Origin of the sequence: Kitasatospora sp. NPDC057015, assembly GCF_042673745.1 — a bacterium.
GTDB lineage: Bacteria > Actinomycetota > Actinomycetes > Streptomycetales > Streptomycetaceae > Kitasatospora.
On record NZ_JBHUSG010000037.1, the window covers coordinates 1 to 12,858 of the forward strand.

Here is a 12,858-nt window from a genome sequence, read left to right on the forward strand (position 1 = left end):
ACCGGCACCTGCACCGGCACCACCGTCACCGTCGACACCACCGGCAAGGCCACCACCACCGTCAACCCCGGCGACGCCATCGCCCTGCGCACCGGAGTCGGCGGCGTGACGGCCAGCCCGACCAGCACCCCGTCCGGCAGCGCGACCCCCAGCCCGACCGCGACCGCCACGCCGCCCGGCGGCACGACCGTCTTCTACAGCACCAACAAGAACTGGGCCGCCTACAACCTGCACTACGCGCCCACCGGCGGCAGCTGGACCACCGTGCCCGGTGTCGCGATGACCGCGGCCTGCACCGGCTGGGTGAAGAAGACCGTCGACCTGGGTACCGCCACCGGCCTGGCCGCGACCTTCAACAACGGCTCCGGGACCTGGGACAACAACGGCAACCGCAACTACGCGCTGGGCACCGGCAACATCACCGTCAAGAACGGCGTCGTCGGCAGCGGCGACCCCTGCCCCGCACCCACGCCGACCGCGACTCCGACGCCGACGGTGACGCCGACCGCGACCCCGACCGTCACCCCCACCGTGACGCCGACCACCACGCCGACCACCACGCCGGACCCGGGTCCGAACCCCGGGGGACCGTACTACGCCACCAACCCCGGAGGGCACCTCGGGCGGGCGGCCACCGTGACGGTGGACGGCAAGCCCACCGAGTGGACCAAGGACATGATCGTGGCCCAGGGCGTCGCCAACGACGACCCCCGTATCTTCCGCGGCAGCCACGAAGGACCGGTCTACGACCCCTACTCCCTCTCCGCGGCGTGGGACGACACCAACCTCTACCTGATGTGGCAGTTCACCAACGTCACGGACGTGACCGACCCCGCCCAGGGCTACCCCATCAGCGACAACGGCAAGCCCTACCAGGGTGACATCCCCCAGTCCATCGCCCTGGACGTCGACCCGGACCGGGGCGGCAACGGCCTGGTCGGGGCAGGCCCCGCCGGCCCCTGGGGCCTGCGCACCTCGTTCGCCCGCGGGGAGGTCGACCACATCGCCAACTTCTCCAGCAAGCCGGGCGTGGGCCAGCCCGCCCTCTTCAACCTGAACTCGGCCGGCACCTTCGACTACGCGCCCGCCAACGTCCAGCAGTTCGCGGCCGCAGGCATCACCTACAAGTACGCCGACGGCCTGGCCTCCAGCGAGGTCACCGGCATCAAGGCCACCGGCAACGCCGGATACGTGCCCGCCAACCTGGCCGACGCCAGCCGCTACCAGAACCTGCTCGCGGCGGGCCACAACCCGGCCCAGGACACCACCTACGAGATGAACATCCCGCTGCAGGCGCTCGGTATCAACCGGGCCACCCTGGAGAGCCGCGGCCTGGGCATCATGCTCATCTCCACCTTCGGCCAGTCGGCCATCGGCTCCCTGCCCCAGGACCCGACCGTCCTGGACACCGCGACCGAGCCGTACGGCCCGGACAGCTCCACCTCGCACGAGAAGGACGACTACGACACCTTCCGCGTGCCCTTCGCCCGCATCGGACACTGACCACCGGGCCCGCCCCGGGCCCGCGTCCAGCTCCTGAGCGGAAACCCGGAAGTGCCTTCTGACCTGGAACGACAGAGCCTGAACAGGCTTCTGTCGTTCCAGCAGGGAGGCACTTCCGCGTACCCGCACCACCTGTGCCGGACGGCCGGAAGCCGAGCAGACCGTGGAGGAGGAGGGATGAGACCCTAGTGGTCCGCTCGCGACATGCGGTCGGATGTCCGGGTGCCTGGGACATCAGGTACCTTGCGCATCAGAGGCACGGGCCCAACGGCAACATGGTTCAGCTCGGTGATTGGAACAGGTTCTCGTCGTGGCGACTCCTTCGTTCGAGCCCGGCGAACCGGGTGAGCGGCGATTCGACGGCGGCGTCGCATGAGCATGGAACCCGACCGCCTGTCGCAGGTTCTCGGCGAGCCGACACAGCGCCCGGCCGCCACCCCGTGGGAACGGTCTGTTGCGGAGGTCGGTTCGCCTTCCCGTCGGACTACCGGGAGTTCGTGGACCGCTGTGGATCCGTGCGGATCAACGGCGAGCTGTCCGTGGTGGTGCCTACCCTGCGCTGCTATGACGGGGGCTCGATCATCGGCTTCCCGGGCTATGTCCGCCTGACCACGGAAGGCATCGCTGCCGAACTGGCCGCGGACGAGGACTGCCCGTACCCCGTCCACCCCGAGCCCGGCGGTCTCCTGTCCTGGGGCTCGAACCTCAACGCGGACCAGTTCTTCTGGCTGACCGAAGGTGATGACCCCGACGCCTGGCCGGTGGTCGCGTTCTACCGGAGCCTGGGGGAGTGGGACCGCTTCGACGGCGGCTTCGCTGCCTTCCTCCTAGCCGTCATCGACGGCACCTACGCTTACGCGGACGAGGTGGCTCCGCGCAGTTCCGATGAGCCGCGGTGGCGATTCCAAGGCGACTGGAACTGGGTGGAGTAGCAGGAACTCCCCGAACGGGCGTCGCTGCGTCGCGAGCCCGTTCGCCTCCATCTCTGCGCCGGTAACCCGTCCCCGGCGCGAGGGGCAGACGGCCAACCGGTTTCGAATACCGCCCCCACGCAGGGGCGGGCGAAGCCCCGCCGGTCGGGTGAGAGGTGGGAACCCGTTGATGCCGGGGGAGCGCCGGTGATGACGGCGGGACAGCGCGGGTTGGTCGGTCCGGGACCGGGCGCCCGCGGCCCGGCCGCCCACCGGGGCGCGTTCCCAGGGGGACTCCGCTGCGGCGGTCCGGTCGGTCTCGGGATGGGGCGATCCTGGTCGGACGCTCCCCAGAGTCGCCGCCGAGCGGTACCGTCATCAGGTAGCTACGGAGGGTTGGGTCATGGCGACGGAGATCGGCACCTGCACCTCGTGCGGCGGGGCACGCGGCACGGAGAAGGTGCAGCACAGGGTCGACCTGGATGTGAACGGCAGTCAGGTCCACCGCGTCGACCGGTTCCGGCCGTCCGGTACCGCGTGCGGCGGCGTGGGCACGGTGATCGTCGGATGAGGTACGTGTTCGAGTGCCTGGAATGCGGCGTCCACTACCTGCCCCCCGAGGGCATGGCCTACTCGGACGGCCCGGCGAGCCCGGTCTGGTGCACCCTGTGCCAGGGCCTGATGTGCGAGCGCGGGATCCCGGAGCCGGCGGCCGCCGCAGCCGTGGCGCTCGCCGCGGCGAAGGCCAACCTCGCCGCCCGGATCCCGCCGGACGAGGAAGCAAGGCGGCCGGACGTCCGCCCGTCCCGGCCAGCGCACACCCGTCGGGCCCGCTCCGGCCCGAGCAGCGCGCGCAGCAAGTTGGGCTGACGGCCCGGGGCCGGCTCCGGCGCGGCGTCGATCGCCGACTACGGTCCCGGCTCGCCCGAGTTTCCTGCTGGGCCTCGTGCAGGTCACGATCGGGATCACCGTCAACTGCGTGGTCATGTTGGCGGCCGGCACGATCGCCGGCTTCCTCGGCGAGCGGCCCGCCTGGCTCCGGATCCAGCGGTACCTGATGGGCACCGTGTTGACGGGGCTGGCCGTACACATTGCTGCCGACCGGTCCAAGGCGCTGGTCCCGGCCTGATCCCGTCTGCGGACATCGAGGTGCGGAGCAGCACCGCCCGACGGTGTCGAGGCCGAGCACCGGGACCACGTCGCGACGGCGGGGCCCGCACGCCGCCGTGCGGGCCGGGGCCGACGTCAGCCGCGGAGCAGGGATTCCACCCGGGCGAACTCGCCCGGGGTGAGCGGGGACCGGACGGCGAGGTTCTCCTCGACCTGGGCGACGGTGCGGCAGCCGGGAATGGGGATGACGGCATCCGTGCGGGCCAGGAGCCAGGCGAGGGCGCCCTGGGCGAGGGTGCGGCCGTCGGAGGTCAGGACCTCGCGAACGGCGTCGATACGGGACAGGTGTTCGGCACTGCCCGCGCCGTCCTCGCCGAAGTAGGGGATCCACTGGTGGCCCTGGGCGCGGACGTCGTCGGCGGCCACGCGGCGGCCGTCGTGGTATTTGCCGGAGAGCAGGCCCATTGCGAGCGGGCCGCGGGCGATGGAGGCGAGGCCGAGGGACTCGACCACGGCGACCATCTCGGCCGCCGGGTTGAGCACGGAGAAGTCGTGCTGGACGGCGACGCAGTGGGGGGCCTTCGCGGCGAAGCCCTCGGCGTTGGCGGGGGTGTCGGTGGACCAGGCGTAGGCGCGGATCTTGCCGGTGGCGACCAGGTCCTCGAGGGTGTCGACGAGGTCGAGGGCGGCGGACAGCGGGGCGTCTGAGATGTGGAACTGGTAGAGGTCGACGTAGTCGGTGCCGAGGCGGCGGAGGCTGCCGTCGATCGCGGTACGGAGGTAGGCGGGGGTGGCGTCCTGGCCGGTGGCCTCGCCGGTGGACTCGTCGAAGGTGTTGCCCCACTTGGTGGCGATGACCACCTGGTCGCGGCGGCCGGCGAAGGCTCGTCCGAGGACGCTCTCGCTGTGGCCCGCACCGTAGTTGCTCGCGGTGTCGAAGAAGGTCGCGCCGAGGTCGAAGGCGCGCTGCAGGGCGGCGGTCGACTCCGCGTCGTCCACCGCACCCCAGCCGAACTGCTCGCCTCCGGCGTGCAGCGGGCCGCCGATGGCCCAGCAGCCCACGCCGATCGGGCTCACCTCGATGCCGCTGTTGCCGAGTGTGCGCGTCGCAAGGGTCATGCCGACTCCTCCTGCTGGATGCTGATCTGCGCCCGGTACCAGGCGATCTTCTCGTTCAAGTGCTGCTGCTGCCGGAGCAGTTCGTCGATGGTGTGCTGGGCCCTGCCCGCGTGCTCGGTCAGCAGCGCGAGCCGCTCCTCCAGCGTCCGGTCGCCCTCGCGGGCGCTGGCCGCGTACCGCTGCATGTCGGCGATGGGCATCCCGGTGTCGCGCAGGCAGCGCAGCACGCCCAGCCATTCGAGGTGGTCCTCGTTGAACTGGCGCTGCCCGCCGGTGCTGCGCGCGATCCGGTCGAGCAGTCCGATGCGCTCGTAGTACCGAAGGGTGTCGATGCTGAAGCCGGACCGTTTCACGGCCTCGGCAGGAGAGAGCAAGTCCGCCATGCCGACGACTCTCGCACCTGGAGTGCGCTCCAGGTCAAGGGAGGGGGAGCGGACGGCGGGGCTGTCCCGAAGTTCGGGACGGCTGTGGCGGACACGGCATCGACGTGTTCGTCGCGGCGGTTGATCGCAGCGCTGTGCCGCCGCCGCTCGGTTCGGCTCCGACCTCATTGTCGATGCCCGGTTGCGCGCCCGGTTCCCGCAAGCCCGGGGCGACAGCGACCTGTCGGAACGACCTGCCGAGGCAAAGCCCAGGCTCCCGCCCGGTCAACGCTTGCCGCAGCCGAAGCAACGCGCCCAGGGCGGACTCGACGCGCAGATGTGCCTCCGCGCGTACCGGGTGACTCAGCGCTGGGCTGTGGAACGCGGTGTGAGCGGCAAGGGCGGGGTGAGGACGGGTTCGAGCAGATCGGCGAGCTGTCGGCGCTGTTGCGCGTCGAGCCGGCCGGTCGCCGGCGCCAGGGCCTCCCGGACCTCCTGGTGCAGCTTCCCGATGAGCTCGCGGCCGGCGTCCGTGATCAGGACGTCGACGACGCGCTTGTCATCCGGATTGGCGCCGCGGGCCAGGAGTCCTCGCCGTTCCGCGCGGTCGATGAGGCCGGACAGGGTCGACTTGTCCAGCCCGAGGAACGCCGCCAGGTCGCTCATGCGGGGGCGTCGGTCGCGGAGGATTCCGAGCACCCGCAGCTGGGTGAGCGAGAGATCGTGCTCGGCGCCGATGCGGGTGAGCACGCCCATGATCTGGAACGCACTGCGGACGAGTCCGTCCAACAGGGCGTCTTCGGAGTCCTCGGAGGTCATGGATCCCACCCTACTTGACATTGTTTGCATCACCAACAACCCTGGAAACACTTGGTGATGCAAACCAAATGCAGACCAAATCTCTGGGAGTCCTCATGCATGCTGCCGTCCTCATGTCGAACGACGCCCCGCCGATCTACGGCGAGCACCCCGATCCGGTCGCCACCGGCGAGCACGACATGGTCGTACAGGTCCTCGCCGCGGGCCTGCACCACCTGACCCGGGCGAAGGCGAACGGCTCGCACTACTCCAGCACCGGCTCCTTCCCGCTCGTGCCCGGCGTGGACGGCGTCGTGCGCGACGCGACGGGCCGCCTTCGCTACGCCGCCCTGGACGACACGGCGTTCGGCACGTTCGCCGAGCGCACGGTGATCGACGTGCGCCGGAGCGTGCTCCTGCCGGACGGCATCGACCCGGTCCGGATCGCGGCCGCGATGAACCCGGGCATGTCCTCCTGGGTCGCGCTGCGCCGCCGCATCGCCTTCCAGGAAGGCCAGCGCGTCCTCATCCTGGGTGCCACCGGCAGTGCCGGAAGGATGGCGATCCAGATCGCCAAGCGGTTCGGCGCCACCCGGGTCATCGCCGCCGGCCGCGACGCCACCCGCCTCAAGAGCCTGCCCGACCTCGGTGCGGACCAGGCGATCACCTTCGACGGGATCCAGGCTGCCGCCGACGTCGACGTCGTCCTGGACTACGTGTGGGGAGCACCCGCAGCCGAGGCCATGCTCCCGATCCTGACCGCCCGCACCGATCGTTCCACCCCGCTGACCTGGATCCAGATCGGATCCATGGCCGGCGAGAGCGCTCCGATCCCCTCCGCCGCGCTGCGCGCGGCGCGGCTGCAGATTCTGGGCAGCGGCATCGGCTCGGTCCCACCCCGTGACTTCATCGCCGAACTTCCCGAGCTCGCCGCAGCGGTGACCGAGGGTGCCCTCGACGTCCGGGCCCGGGCCGTGCCGCTCGCCCAGATCACCCGAGCCTGGACCGACCGTTCCAGCGAGCGCCTCGTCCTCGTCCCGTAGCCGCCCGGCCGGGTCCTCCACCTCCGGGGATCGGGCCGGCCTGCCGCCCGTTCGAGCGGCAGGCCGGCCCACAGCTGAGGCAAGGGGTCGGCCACAGCTGCGAGTTGACTCCCTGCAACCCCGGACCGCCCCGCCGTCGGCGCCGGGTACCAAGGCGGTGGGGCGGTCAGCCGACCTTCAGCAGCAGCTCGGTGAGTTCGCCCGGCACGGTGACCATGCAGTCATGGCCGCTTCGCAACTCCCACACCTGCGACGGGGTGCCGTTGGGCTGTACCGGGGGAACGGCGCGGCGGGTGACGCCCTGCACCGTGGTGCCGACACAGTGGATGTGCGTCCGGGGAATCGCGTCCATGGCCGGGTTGTCCAGCCGGACAGGCTGCTGGAAGCAGCGGACCGACTCGTCCGAGAGCACCGTGCGCAGCCACTCCTTGTCCGCCGGGTCGGTCACCCCGAACAGACCCACGGGCGCCGGTCCCTCCGGCATGGGCGGGATGCGCCAGGGCGCGTCGGAGGCGGCGGCCGCCTCGATCAGGTGCCGGGTCAGGGGCATGACGTCGAGCACGGTCTCGCCGTCGGCCGGGACCATCGCGTCGAGGTAGACCAACCCTGCGATCCGGTCAGGGACTCGGCTGGCCACGTCGGATATGACCATCCCGGCGTAGCTGTGCCCGACGAGTATCACGTCGCTGAGGTCCTCCTCCGCGAGGACGGCGACGACGTCGGCGACATGGGTGTCGAGGCCGACGTCCGGACCGAGCAGGTGCTGCTTCTCGCCGTGACCGGTCAGTGAGGGGGCGAGCACCCGGTGCCCGGCCCGGGCCAGCAAGGGGACCACCCGGTCCCAGACACGCCTGTCGTGCCAGGCGCCGTGGACAAGAACGTAGGTTTTGGTGTGCGGTGTACTCATGGAAGAGACGCTAGTGAGCGGTCAGGTACCTCTTGGTAACCTTCGGCCCATGCATGACTCAGCGGAGAGCGTCTTCCTCGCCGACTGCCCCGCTCGGCTGGCCATCGAGATCATCACCAACAAGTGGGCGGTCGTCGTCCTGTTCGCGCTCAGTCGCAGGCCGTGCCGACACGGCGAACTCGTCGAGCTGGTCGGTGGCATCTCGCGCAAGGTGCTCACCCAGACCCTGCGCAGGCTCCAGGGCTACGGCCTGGTCGAGCGCCGCACCTACCCCGAAGCGCCCCCGCGGGTCGAGTACCGCCTGACCGACCTCGGCCAGACCCTTGTCGAGCCCATCGCCGTCCTGACGGACTGGGCGAGGTCGTACGGCGATGCCATCGTCAGCTTCCAGGAGGAGGCGGAAGAGGAGTCCGCACCGGGTGGCTGACCTGTGACCGACGCCGACTGCGTCGGCGCCCAGGCCGGCCGCACCGCCACCACCTGGTCGCGAATCAGGGCAACCGGGCCGTCGCAGCGCCACCGCCGTCACCGTCACCGTCACCCACCAGGGCGTCAGGTGGCCCGACCTGAATCGTCGGTCAGGGCAGCTGCGGTGAGGGTGAGGTGCTGGACCAGGAGCGCTGCCGCGGTGTCGGCGTCGCGGGCCAGCGCCGCCTCCTCCAATGCGCGGTGTTCCTCGACGCCGTCCCGGTCGGGGGTGCGGTGCGCCGCCCAACGGCGGGCCAGTTCGCTCGCGGTCCACAACCGGTCGAAGGTCTCCAACAGCGCGCGGTTGCCGCACCCCTCCAGCAACGTGCGGTGGAAGGCCCGGTGCGCCTCGGCCCAGGCAGCGGTGTAGTGCTCGCCCTCCGCCGGCACGTACGCCGGGGTACGGGCCAGGCGATGGTGGGCGGCCCGCACACGGGACTCCCAGTCGATGTCGCCGCGCTCGATGGACATGCGCAGGACGACCGGTTCGATGGTCCGGCGGGCCTCCGCGATCTCCTGCCAGCGGTGGTCGGAGAAGGCCGGGACCGCGAATCCGCGGTTGGGCAGTCGGTCGGCGAGCCCCTCGCCCACGAGCCGCACGAGCGCCTCGCGCGTGACGGCCAGGCTTACGCCCTGTTCCCTGGCGAGGTCCTGCGGCTTGAGGGCGTCACCAGGGGCGTAGTCCCCGCGCATGATCGCGTCCTGCAGGTGTGTGTGGACCTGCTCGGAGAGCATCTGCTTCCCGGTGGGGGCGGGGTTGTGAGGCGTGCCAGTCATGGTGCAAGCGTAGAGGATCCCTCAGATAATCGATTATTGATGCTACTGTCGATTAAGGGGCAGCGAGAGCGACGGCGCCGTTCCGTCGCCCGTGCGGCCCGATGACCGGCTGACGCCGCCCCTCCCGTCCTCGACCCCACCATGGCCGGTCACACCCTCAGAGACACGGCGTTGATCGCCATCGCCGAACCGCACAGCGCCACCCGACTCCTCAGAGGAGGAACCGCGATGCACCTCGACCACCTTCCCGACTCCGCCCGCCCCGGCGACGGTCCGGTGGACCTGCCCGCCGTCCGCGACGTCAGCCGTGCCATCAGTGCCGCCCACCTGTTCATCTACCTCGCCCCCGAGAGCGCGCAGGAGGCCGCCGAGCTCGGCGTGACCGACCGTGGCCCGGCATATCTGGCCTTCCGGTCGGCCGCGATGGGCGCGGTGCCGTGGCAGGTCACGCTCGCGGCGTTCTACAACTTCAGCCCGCGGGCGGTGCAGGCCATGGCGGGCGTGTGGGACACCGCACCGCCCGCGCGGTGGCAGGCTGCCCGGTTCCGGGCCGCCGGACGGGCGATGCGGCGCGTCAACGCGCATCTGACGGACGACCACCTCGCCGAGGCGCGCTCGCTGGTCGACCCGGTCATCGCCGGCGCCGACTACGCCGGCAAGGTGCTGGCCGCCGCGAACGCCTCGGTCCCGCTTCCACACGATCCTCTCGTCGCCCTGTGGCAGCAGATCACGGTGGTGCGCGAGTGGCGCGGCGACGCCCATCTCATCGTGCTCGCCGACAACGGCCTCGGGCCGTGCGACTGTCTCGTCCTGCACACCGCAACGGGCCACCTCCCGACCTCACTCGCACGAACCACCCGCCAGTGGGACGACGAGGAGTGGGCGGCGGCAACGGCCCGTCTGGTCGCGCGCGGCTGGCTCGACTCCAACGCCGTGGTCACCGACACCGGACGCGCGGCACGCGAACGCATCGAGGTGGAAACGGACCAGCACTGCGCCGCGCTCTGGGAGCCGATCGGCAACGCGGGGGCCCGTCGCTTCGCCTCGCTCATCGCGCCGATCGCCAACGCGTTCACCGCGGGAGGACATCGGCTGACCTGAACAGGCGGTTGGTCGATACCGGGCCGGTGGCTCGTCGCGTTCCACTCTGCTGGGCTGTCGATCGGCTCGGTGCCTGTACGGTGTCCACAGGCCGGGGGGAGCGTGATCCGCTGGTGGGCACGGTAAAGGGTGCGGATCAGGTGGTCATGGTGAAGTGATCGACCATCTGGTGCAGTCGTTGTTCATCAAGTCCTCCTCGGACGACCGGTTCATGCTGGAACGGCTGGTGAGAATCGACCGGATCCCTGGAGGGCCTACGTTCGACGCCCACGAGCCCGCCACCCGGGCTGCAACGGTCCTGAGGGATTTCCGGCCTTGAGGACCGCCGCCAACTACGGACTGTGAAGCAGGTCGGGTAGCCGGCCCGGCAGGCCGTGCCCAACGCGCTCGCCCGCCCTGGCCGCCCGCGGGCCGGCCGCCGTGACTGCGAGCCGTTCGGTTCGGTGGCGCGGACGCGAGTGCCGAGGGCGCCTGGTGAACCCACGAAGCCTGAGTAGCCGTCACCTCAAGTGGAGGGGTCGCCCCGTGGACGGGCGGCCTCGGTCGGCACCGACTGAGGGAGCACCTGTGAAGAAGTTCAAGACGGCGGTGGCCGCCGCCGTTCTCGCCGGCGTCGCGTTGACGGCGGCGCCCGCCGAAGCGTCGGCGGAGCCGATGCACTGCACCAGCCCCGCGTGGGGCGGCGAGTACCTCTGTGGCGCCGAGTACGGCCAGCCCGGTATGGCGGAGTACGCCTATCGGGACGGCCGCCGGCAGGTGTTCGTCATCGGCACCGACCACGCGGTGTGGACGCGGTCGAGCAGCGCGTCCGGCAAGAAGAGCGCCTGGACCTCCCTGGGCGGCTACCTGATCGGTGGCGTCGGCATCGTCGCCAGCGACATGGGCGCCGGCCAGTTCGAGATCGGCGCGAGGGGCACGGACAACAACCTGTGGTCCCGGCGCCATGCCGCGGACGGCCACTGGAGCGCGTGGGCCCGGATCTCGTAGCACCCCCGATCCGCCGGGCAGGGCGGAATCCGCCTACAGCCCTGCCCGGCACCGTCCGCCCTGCCCGCTCTTCGCCGCAGTCTCACCCGGGCGCCCTGCGGTGGCCCGGGCACCCCGTCGGCCTCCTCCCGTCAGCCTGCGATCGCCCGCAGGATCGGCTGGCCGAGTGCGCCGAGCCAGCCCGCGAGCGCGCCGAGCGGCCCGATCAGTCCGGTGCCGGCCGTGACCAGCGCACCCGCTGATGCCAGCAGCCGGGTGATCCGGCCGAGCCGGCCCGCCACCGCCTCCCGGTCCGGTTCCGGCTGGGCCACCTCCTCGTCCAGCGAGTCGAGCTCGGCCCGCACCTCGGGCTCGACCTCGGGCGGCAGCGCCGTCCGCTCGATCGACGCCCGTAGGTCGCGGACCAGGCCGCGCACCTCCTGCCCGCCGGCCGTGAAGACGGCCGACTGGCCACCGTGGACGGTCTGGTTCCCGGCGACGTTGTTGACCACGCCGCCCTGCTGGTTGCCGATGTTGAAGACCATGGGCTCCCATCTCCTCACCGTGGCCGCCACGACGCCTGTAGCTCGGCCTCCTCGAAGCGCCGGCGACGGGACGTCGTCACGATGTGCAACACGATCCCGACGACCATCAGGACCGTCCCGATCGCCGCCACCGCGAACCCGATCGCCCCGACCGGTACCCCGACCACCTTCGGCCCGAGCAGCTCCGGGGAGGAGTCGAAGTTCGAACTCCCGGACGAGAACTGGTCGTTCCCCCTGACAATGAATCGAATGATCACCCAGCCGTAGACCCCGCTCCCGACCAGGAAGAGCAGGAAGCCGACCACGATCAGGTGCCGTGCCCGGGTACGGGTCGCGGCGATGTCCTTGAGGAAGCTCTCGCGCTGCGCCTGCTGGATGTTGTACTGGTTCCCGGCGACGTTGTTCAGCCGGTCGGCCCGCTGGTCCCCGATGTCGAACCGCTGCTCGCCGTACGGCGGCGTACGGGCCGCCTCGGGCGGTACCCGGCCGCCCCGCGGGTCGGGGGGTGGTGGCCCCGGGGCGGGAGCGCCGTGCGGCGGGGGCCGGGAGTCAGGAGCGGGGGCACGGCCAGGGGTCGGCCCCAGGCCCGGCGTGGTGTCCCAGGTACCGCCGGGGGCGCCGACGGCTCCGAGTCCCGGGGCCTGAACGGTCCGGTCGGCGGGGCGCGGCTCTTCGTAGTGCACCTCGAAGGGCCCGAAATCCAGTACGTCGCCCGAGCGCAGCTCCTGCTGCCCGAGCACCGGGTGCCCGTTCACCGTGGTGCCGTTGGTGGAGGCGAGGTCCTCGACGGTGGTCCGGCCCGAGGCCCGCCACACCACCGCGTGCCGTCGGCTGACGCCCGGATCGCCGACCTGGATCTGGCAGTCGACGTCCCGCCCGACCAGCATCGGCTGGTCGTCGAGGACGAACACCCGGCCGCGCAGCCGGTCCGGGCGGTTGACCACGAGGTGCGGTAAGGCGCGCTCTCGCAGAGGCGGGTCCATGGCACGACCTCCTGCCGGCGAGGCATCCGGCGGCGGGGCGAAACGATTCGGCCGCCTGTTCCGGTGACCCCTCACCTTCCAGTAAAGGCCGATTGGCTCCGTCCGGCTAGAGCATCCCGGCCGTGATTTCGGCAGTGTGTTCGGCCGCCGCCCCCTGGGAACGCGACTCTCCGTATCCGCCTCAGATCCCGGCCTGGCCAATCGGGTTGGAGTTCTCCGGGTTCGGTGACGCTTGGTGTTCGACCTCCCCGCCGCACGGACCTAC

16 protein-coding genes are annotated in these 12,858 nt (G+C 71.3%); 9 read left to right on the forward strand and 7 right to left on the reverse strand.

Annotated features, from left to right (window positions below):
* The 5 genes from ACFTWP_RS28340 to ACFTWP_RS28360 all read left to right on the forward strand — a co-directional run.
* The coding region (locus tag ACFTWP_RS28340) for a carbohydrate binding domain-containing protein (RefSeq protein ID WP_380267722.1) at positions 1–1,503 on the forward strand (1,503 nt) is incomplete at its 5' end.
* A 515-nt stretch (positions 1,504–2,018) separates the two neighbouring features.
* Positions 2,019–2,435: a hypothetical protein gene (locus ACFTWP_RS28345; RefSeq protein WP_380267723.1), complete on the forward strand. Its 417-nt coding sequence runs from the start codon at positions 2,019–2,021 to the stop codon at positions 2,433–2,435.
* A 382-nt stretch (positions 2,436–2,817) separates the two neighbouring features.
* Positions 2,818–2,985: a hypothetical protein gene (locus tag ACFTWP_RS28350; protein ID WP_380267724.1), complete on the forward strand. Its 168-nt coding sequence runs from the start codon at positions 2,818–2,820 to the stop codon at positions 2,983–2,985.
* Positions 2,982–3,284, forward strand: coding sequence for a hypothetical protein (locus ACFTWP_RS28355; RefSeq protein ID WP_380267725.1), 303 nt, complete (start codon positions 2,982–2,984; stop codon positions 3,282–3,284). The genes ACFTWP_RS28350 and ACFTWP_RS28355 overlap by 4 nt, the downstream gene beginning before the upstream one ends.
* Positions 3,285–3,360: 76 nt before the next feature.
* Positions 3,361–3,543 (forward strand): hypothetical protein, encoded by a 183-nt coding sequence (locus tag ACFTWP_RS28360; protein WP_380267726.1) that lies wholly within the window; start codon positions 3,361–3,363, stop codon positions 3,541–3,543.
* 116 nt (positions 3,544–3,659) lie between these two features.
* Here ACFTWP_RS28360 and ACFTWP_RS28365 read toward each other — a convergent pair whose 3' ends face one another.
* The 3 genes from ACFTWP_RS28365 to ACFTWP_RS28375 all read right to left on the reverse strand — a co-directional run bounded on the left by ACFTWP_RS28365 (position 3,660) and on the right by ACFTWP_RS28375 (position 5,824).
* The gene (locus tag ACFTWP_RS28365; protein WP_380267727.1) at positions 3,660–4,643 is read right to left on the reverse strand and encodes an aldo/keto reductase; all 984 of its coding nucleotides are present in this window, start codon (positions 4,641–4,643) and stop codon (positions 3,660–3,662) included.
* Positions 4,640–5,026, reverse strand: a complete 387-nt coding sequence (locus tag ACFTWP_RS28370; RefSeq protein ID WP_380267728.1) for a MerR family transcriptional regulator — start codon at positions 5,024–5,026, stop codon at positions 4,640–4,642. Before ACFTWP_RS28370 ends, ACFTWP_RS28365 begins: the two co-directional genes overlap by 4 nt.
* A 342-nt stretch (positions 5,027–5,368) precedes the next feature.
* Complete coding sequence (locus tag ACFTWP_RS28375; RefSeq protein ID WP_380267729.1) at positions 5,369–5,824, reverse strand: MarR family winged helix-turn-helix transcriptional regulator; 456 nt, start codon at positions 5,822–5,824, stop codon at positions 5,369–5,371.
* Positions 5,825–5,919: 95 nt separating this feature from the next.
* Here ACFTWP_RS28375 and ACFTWP_RS28380 point away from each other — a divergent pair, with 95 nt between their 5' ends.
* The gene (locus ACFTWP_RS28380) at positions 5,920–6,846 is read left to right on the forward strand and encodes a zinc-binding alcohol dehydrogenase family protein (RefSeq protein WP_380267730.1); all 927 of its coding nucleotides are present in this window, start codon (positions 5,920–5,922) and stop codon (positions 6,844–6,846) included.
* A gap of 166 nt (positions 6,847–7,012) precedes the next feature.
* On the opposite strand, the gene ACFTWP_RS28385 is transcribed toward ACFTWP_RS28380, so the two are convergent.
* Complete coding sequence (locus ACFTWP_RS28385) at positions 7,013–7,753, reverse strand: alpha/beta fold hydrolase (protein WP_380267731.1); 741 nt, start codon at positions 7,751–7,753, stop codon at positions 7,013–7,015.
* A gap of 49 nt (positions 7,754–7,802) precedes the next feature.
* On the opposite strand from ACFTWP_RS28385, the gene ACFTWP_RS28390 reads away from it, so the two are divergent.
* Positions 7,803–8,180 carry a winged helix-turn-helix transcriptional regulator gene (locus tag ACFTWP_RS28390; protein ID WP_380267732.1) on the forward strand — a complete coding sequence of 126 codons (378 nt, stop codon included), beginning with the start codon at positions 7,803–7,805 and terminating at the stop codon, positions 8,178–8,180.
* Positions 8,181–8,305: 125 nt separating this feature from the next.
* Here the strand turns inward: ACFTWP_RS28390 and ACFTWP_RS28395 are convergent, their stop codons facing one another.
* Positions 8,306–8,998 carry a GntR family transcriptional regulator gene (locus ACFTWP_RS28395; RefSeq protein ID WP_380267733.1) on the reverse strand — a complete coding sequence of 231 codons (693 nt, stop codon included), beginning with the start codon at positions 8,996–8,998 and terminating at the stop codon, positions 8,306–8,308.
* Between the two features lie 228 nt (positions 8,999–9,226).
* Here ACFTWP_RS28395 and ACFTWP_RS28400 point away from each other — a divergent pair, with 228 nt between their 5' ends.
* Both ACFTWP_RS28400 and ACFTWP_RS28405 read left to right on the forward strand, forming a co-directional pair.
* Positions 9,227–10,099 (forward strand): hypothetical protein, encoded by an 873-nt coding sequence (locus tag ACFTWP_RS28400; RefSeq protein ID WP_380267734.1) that lies wholly within the window; start codon positions 9,227–9,229, stop codon positions 10,097–10,099.
* A 567-nt stretch (positions 10,100–10,666) separates the two neighbouring features.
* A complete protein-coding gene (locus ACFTWP_RS28405) occupies positions 10,667–11,086 on the forward strand; it encodes a hypothetical protein (protein WP_380267735.1) in 420 nt (139 codons plus the stop codon).
* 131 nt (positions 11,087–11,217) lie between these two features.
* Here ACFTWP_RS28405 and ACFTWP_RS28410 read toward each other — a convergent pair whose 3' ends face one another.
* Both ACFTWP_RS28410 and ACFTWP_RS28415 read right to left on the reverse strand, forming a co-directional pair.
* Positions 11,218–11,610: a hypothetical protein gene (locus ACFTWP_RS28410; RefSeq protein ID WP_380267737.1), complete on the reverse strand. Its 393-nt coding sequence runs from the start codon at positions 11,608–11,610 to the stop codon at positions 11,218–11,220.
* A gap of 14 nt (positions 11,611–11,624) precedes the next feature.
* Positions 11,625–12,593 (reverse strand): FHA domain-containing protein, encoded by a 969-nt coding sequence (locus ACFTWP_RS28415; protein ID WP_380267739.1) that lies wholly within the window; start codon positions 12,591–12,593, stop codon positions 11,625–11,627.
* Positions 12,594–12,858: the final 265 nt, after the last annotated feature.

Bases quoted from the DNA above. Each gene is read 5' to 3' on its own strand.
- ACFTWP_RS28350 (WP_380267724.1), top strand. From the start codon at position 2,818: ATGGCGACGGAGATCGGCACCTGCACCTCGTGCGGCGGGGCACGCGGC.
- ACFTWP_RS28355 (WP_380267725.1), top strand. From the start codon at position 2,982: ATGAGGTACGTGTTCGAGTGCCTGGAATGCGGCGTCCACTACCTGCCC.
- ACFTWP_RS28365 (WP_380267727.1), bottom strand. From the start codon at position 4,643: ATGACCCTTGCGACGCGCACACTCGGCAACAGCGGCATCGAGGTGAGC.
- ACFTWP_RS28370 (WP_380267728.1), bottom strand. From the start codon at position 5,026: ATGGCGGACTTGCTCTCTCCTGCCGAGGCCGTGAAACGGTCCGGCTTC.
- ACFTWP_RS28375 (WP_380267729.1), bottom strand. From the start codon at position 5,824: ATGACCTCCGAGGACTCCGAAGACGCCCTGTTGGACGGACTCGTCCGC.
- ACFTWP_RS28380 (WP_380267730.1), top strand. From the start codon at position 5,920: ATGCATGCTGCCGTCCTCATGTCGAACGACGCCCCGCCGATCTACGGC.
- ACFTWP_RS28385 (WP_380267731.1), bottom strand. From the start codon at position 7,753: ATGAGTACACCGCACACCAAAACCTACGTTCTTGTCCACGGCGCCTGG.
- ACFTWP_RS28390 (WP_380267732.1), top strand. From the start codon at position 7,803: ATGCATGACTCAGCGGAGAGCGTCTTCCTCGCCGACTGCCCCGCTCGG.
- ACFTWP_RS28395 (WP_380267733.1), bottom strand. From the start codon at position 8,998: ATGACTGGCACGCCTCACAACCCCGCCCCCACCGGGAAGCAGATGCTC.
- ACFTWP_RS28400 (WP_380267734.1), top strand. From the start codon at position 9,227: ATGCACCTCGACCACCTTCCCGACTCCGCCCGCCCCGGCGACGGTCCG.
- ACFTWP_RS28410 (WP_380267737.1), bottom strand. From the start codon at position 11,610: ATGGTCTTCAACATCGGCAACCAGCAGGGCGGCGTGGTCAACAACGTC.
- ACFTWP_RS28415 (WP_380267739.1), bottom strand. From the start codon at position 12,593: ATGGACCCGCCTCTGCGAGAGCGCGCCTTACCGCACCTCGTGGTCAAC.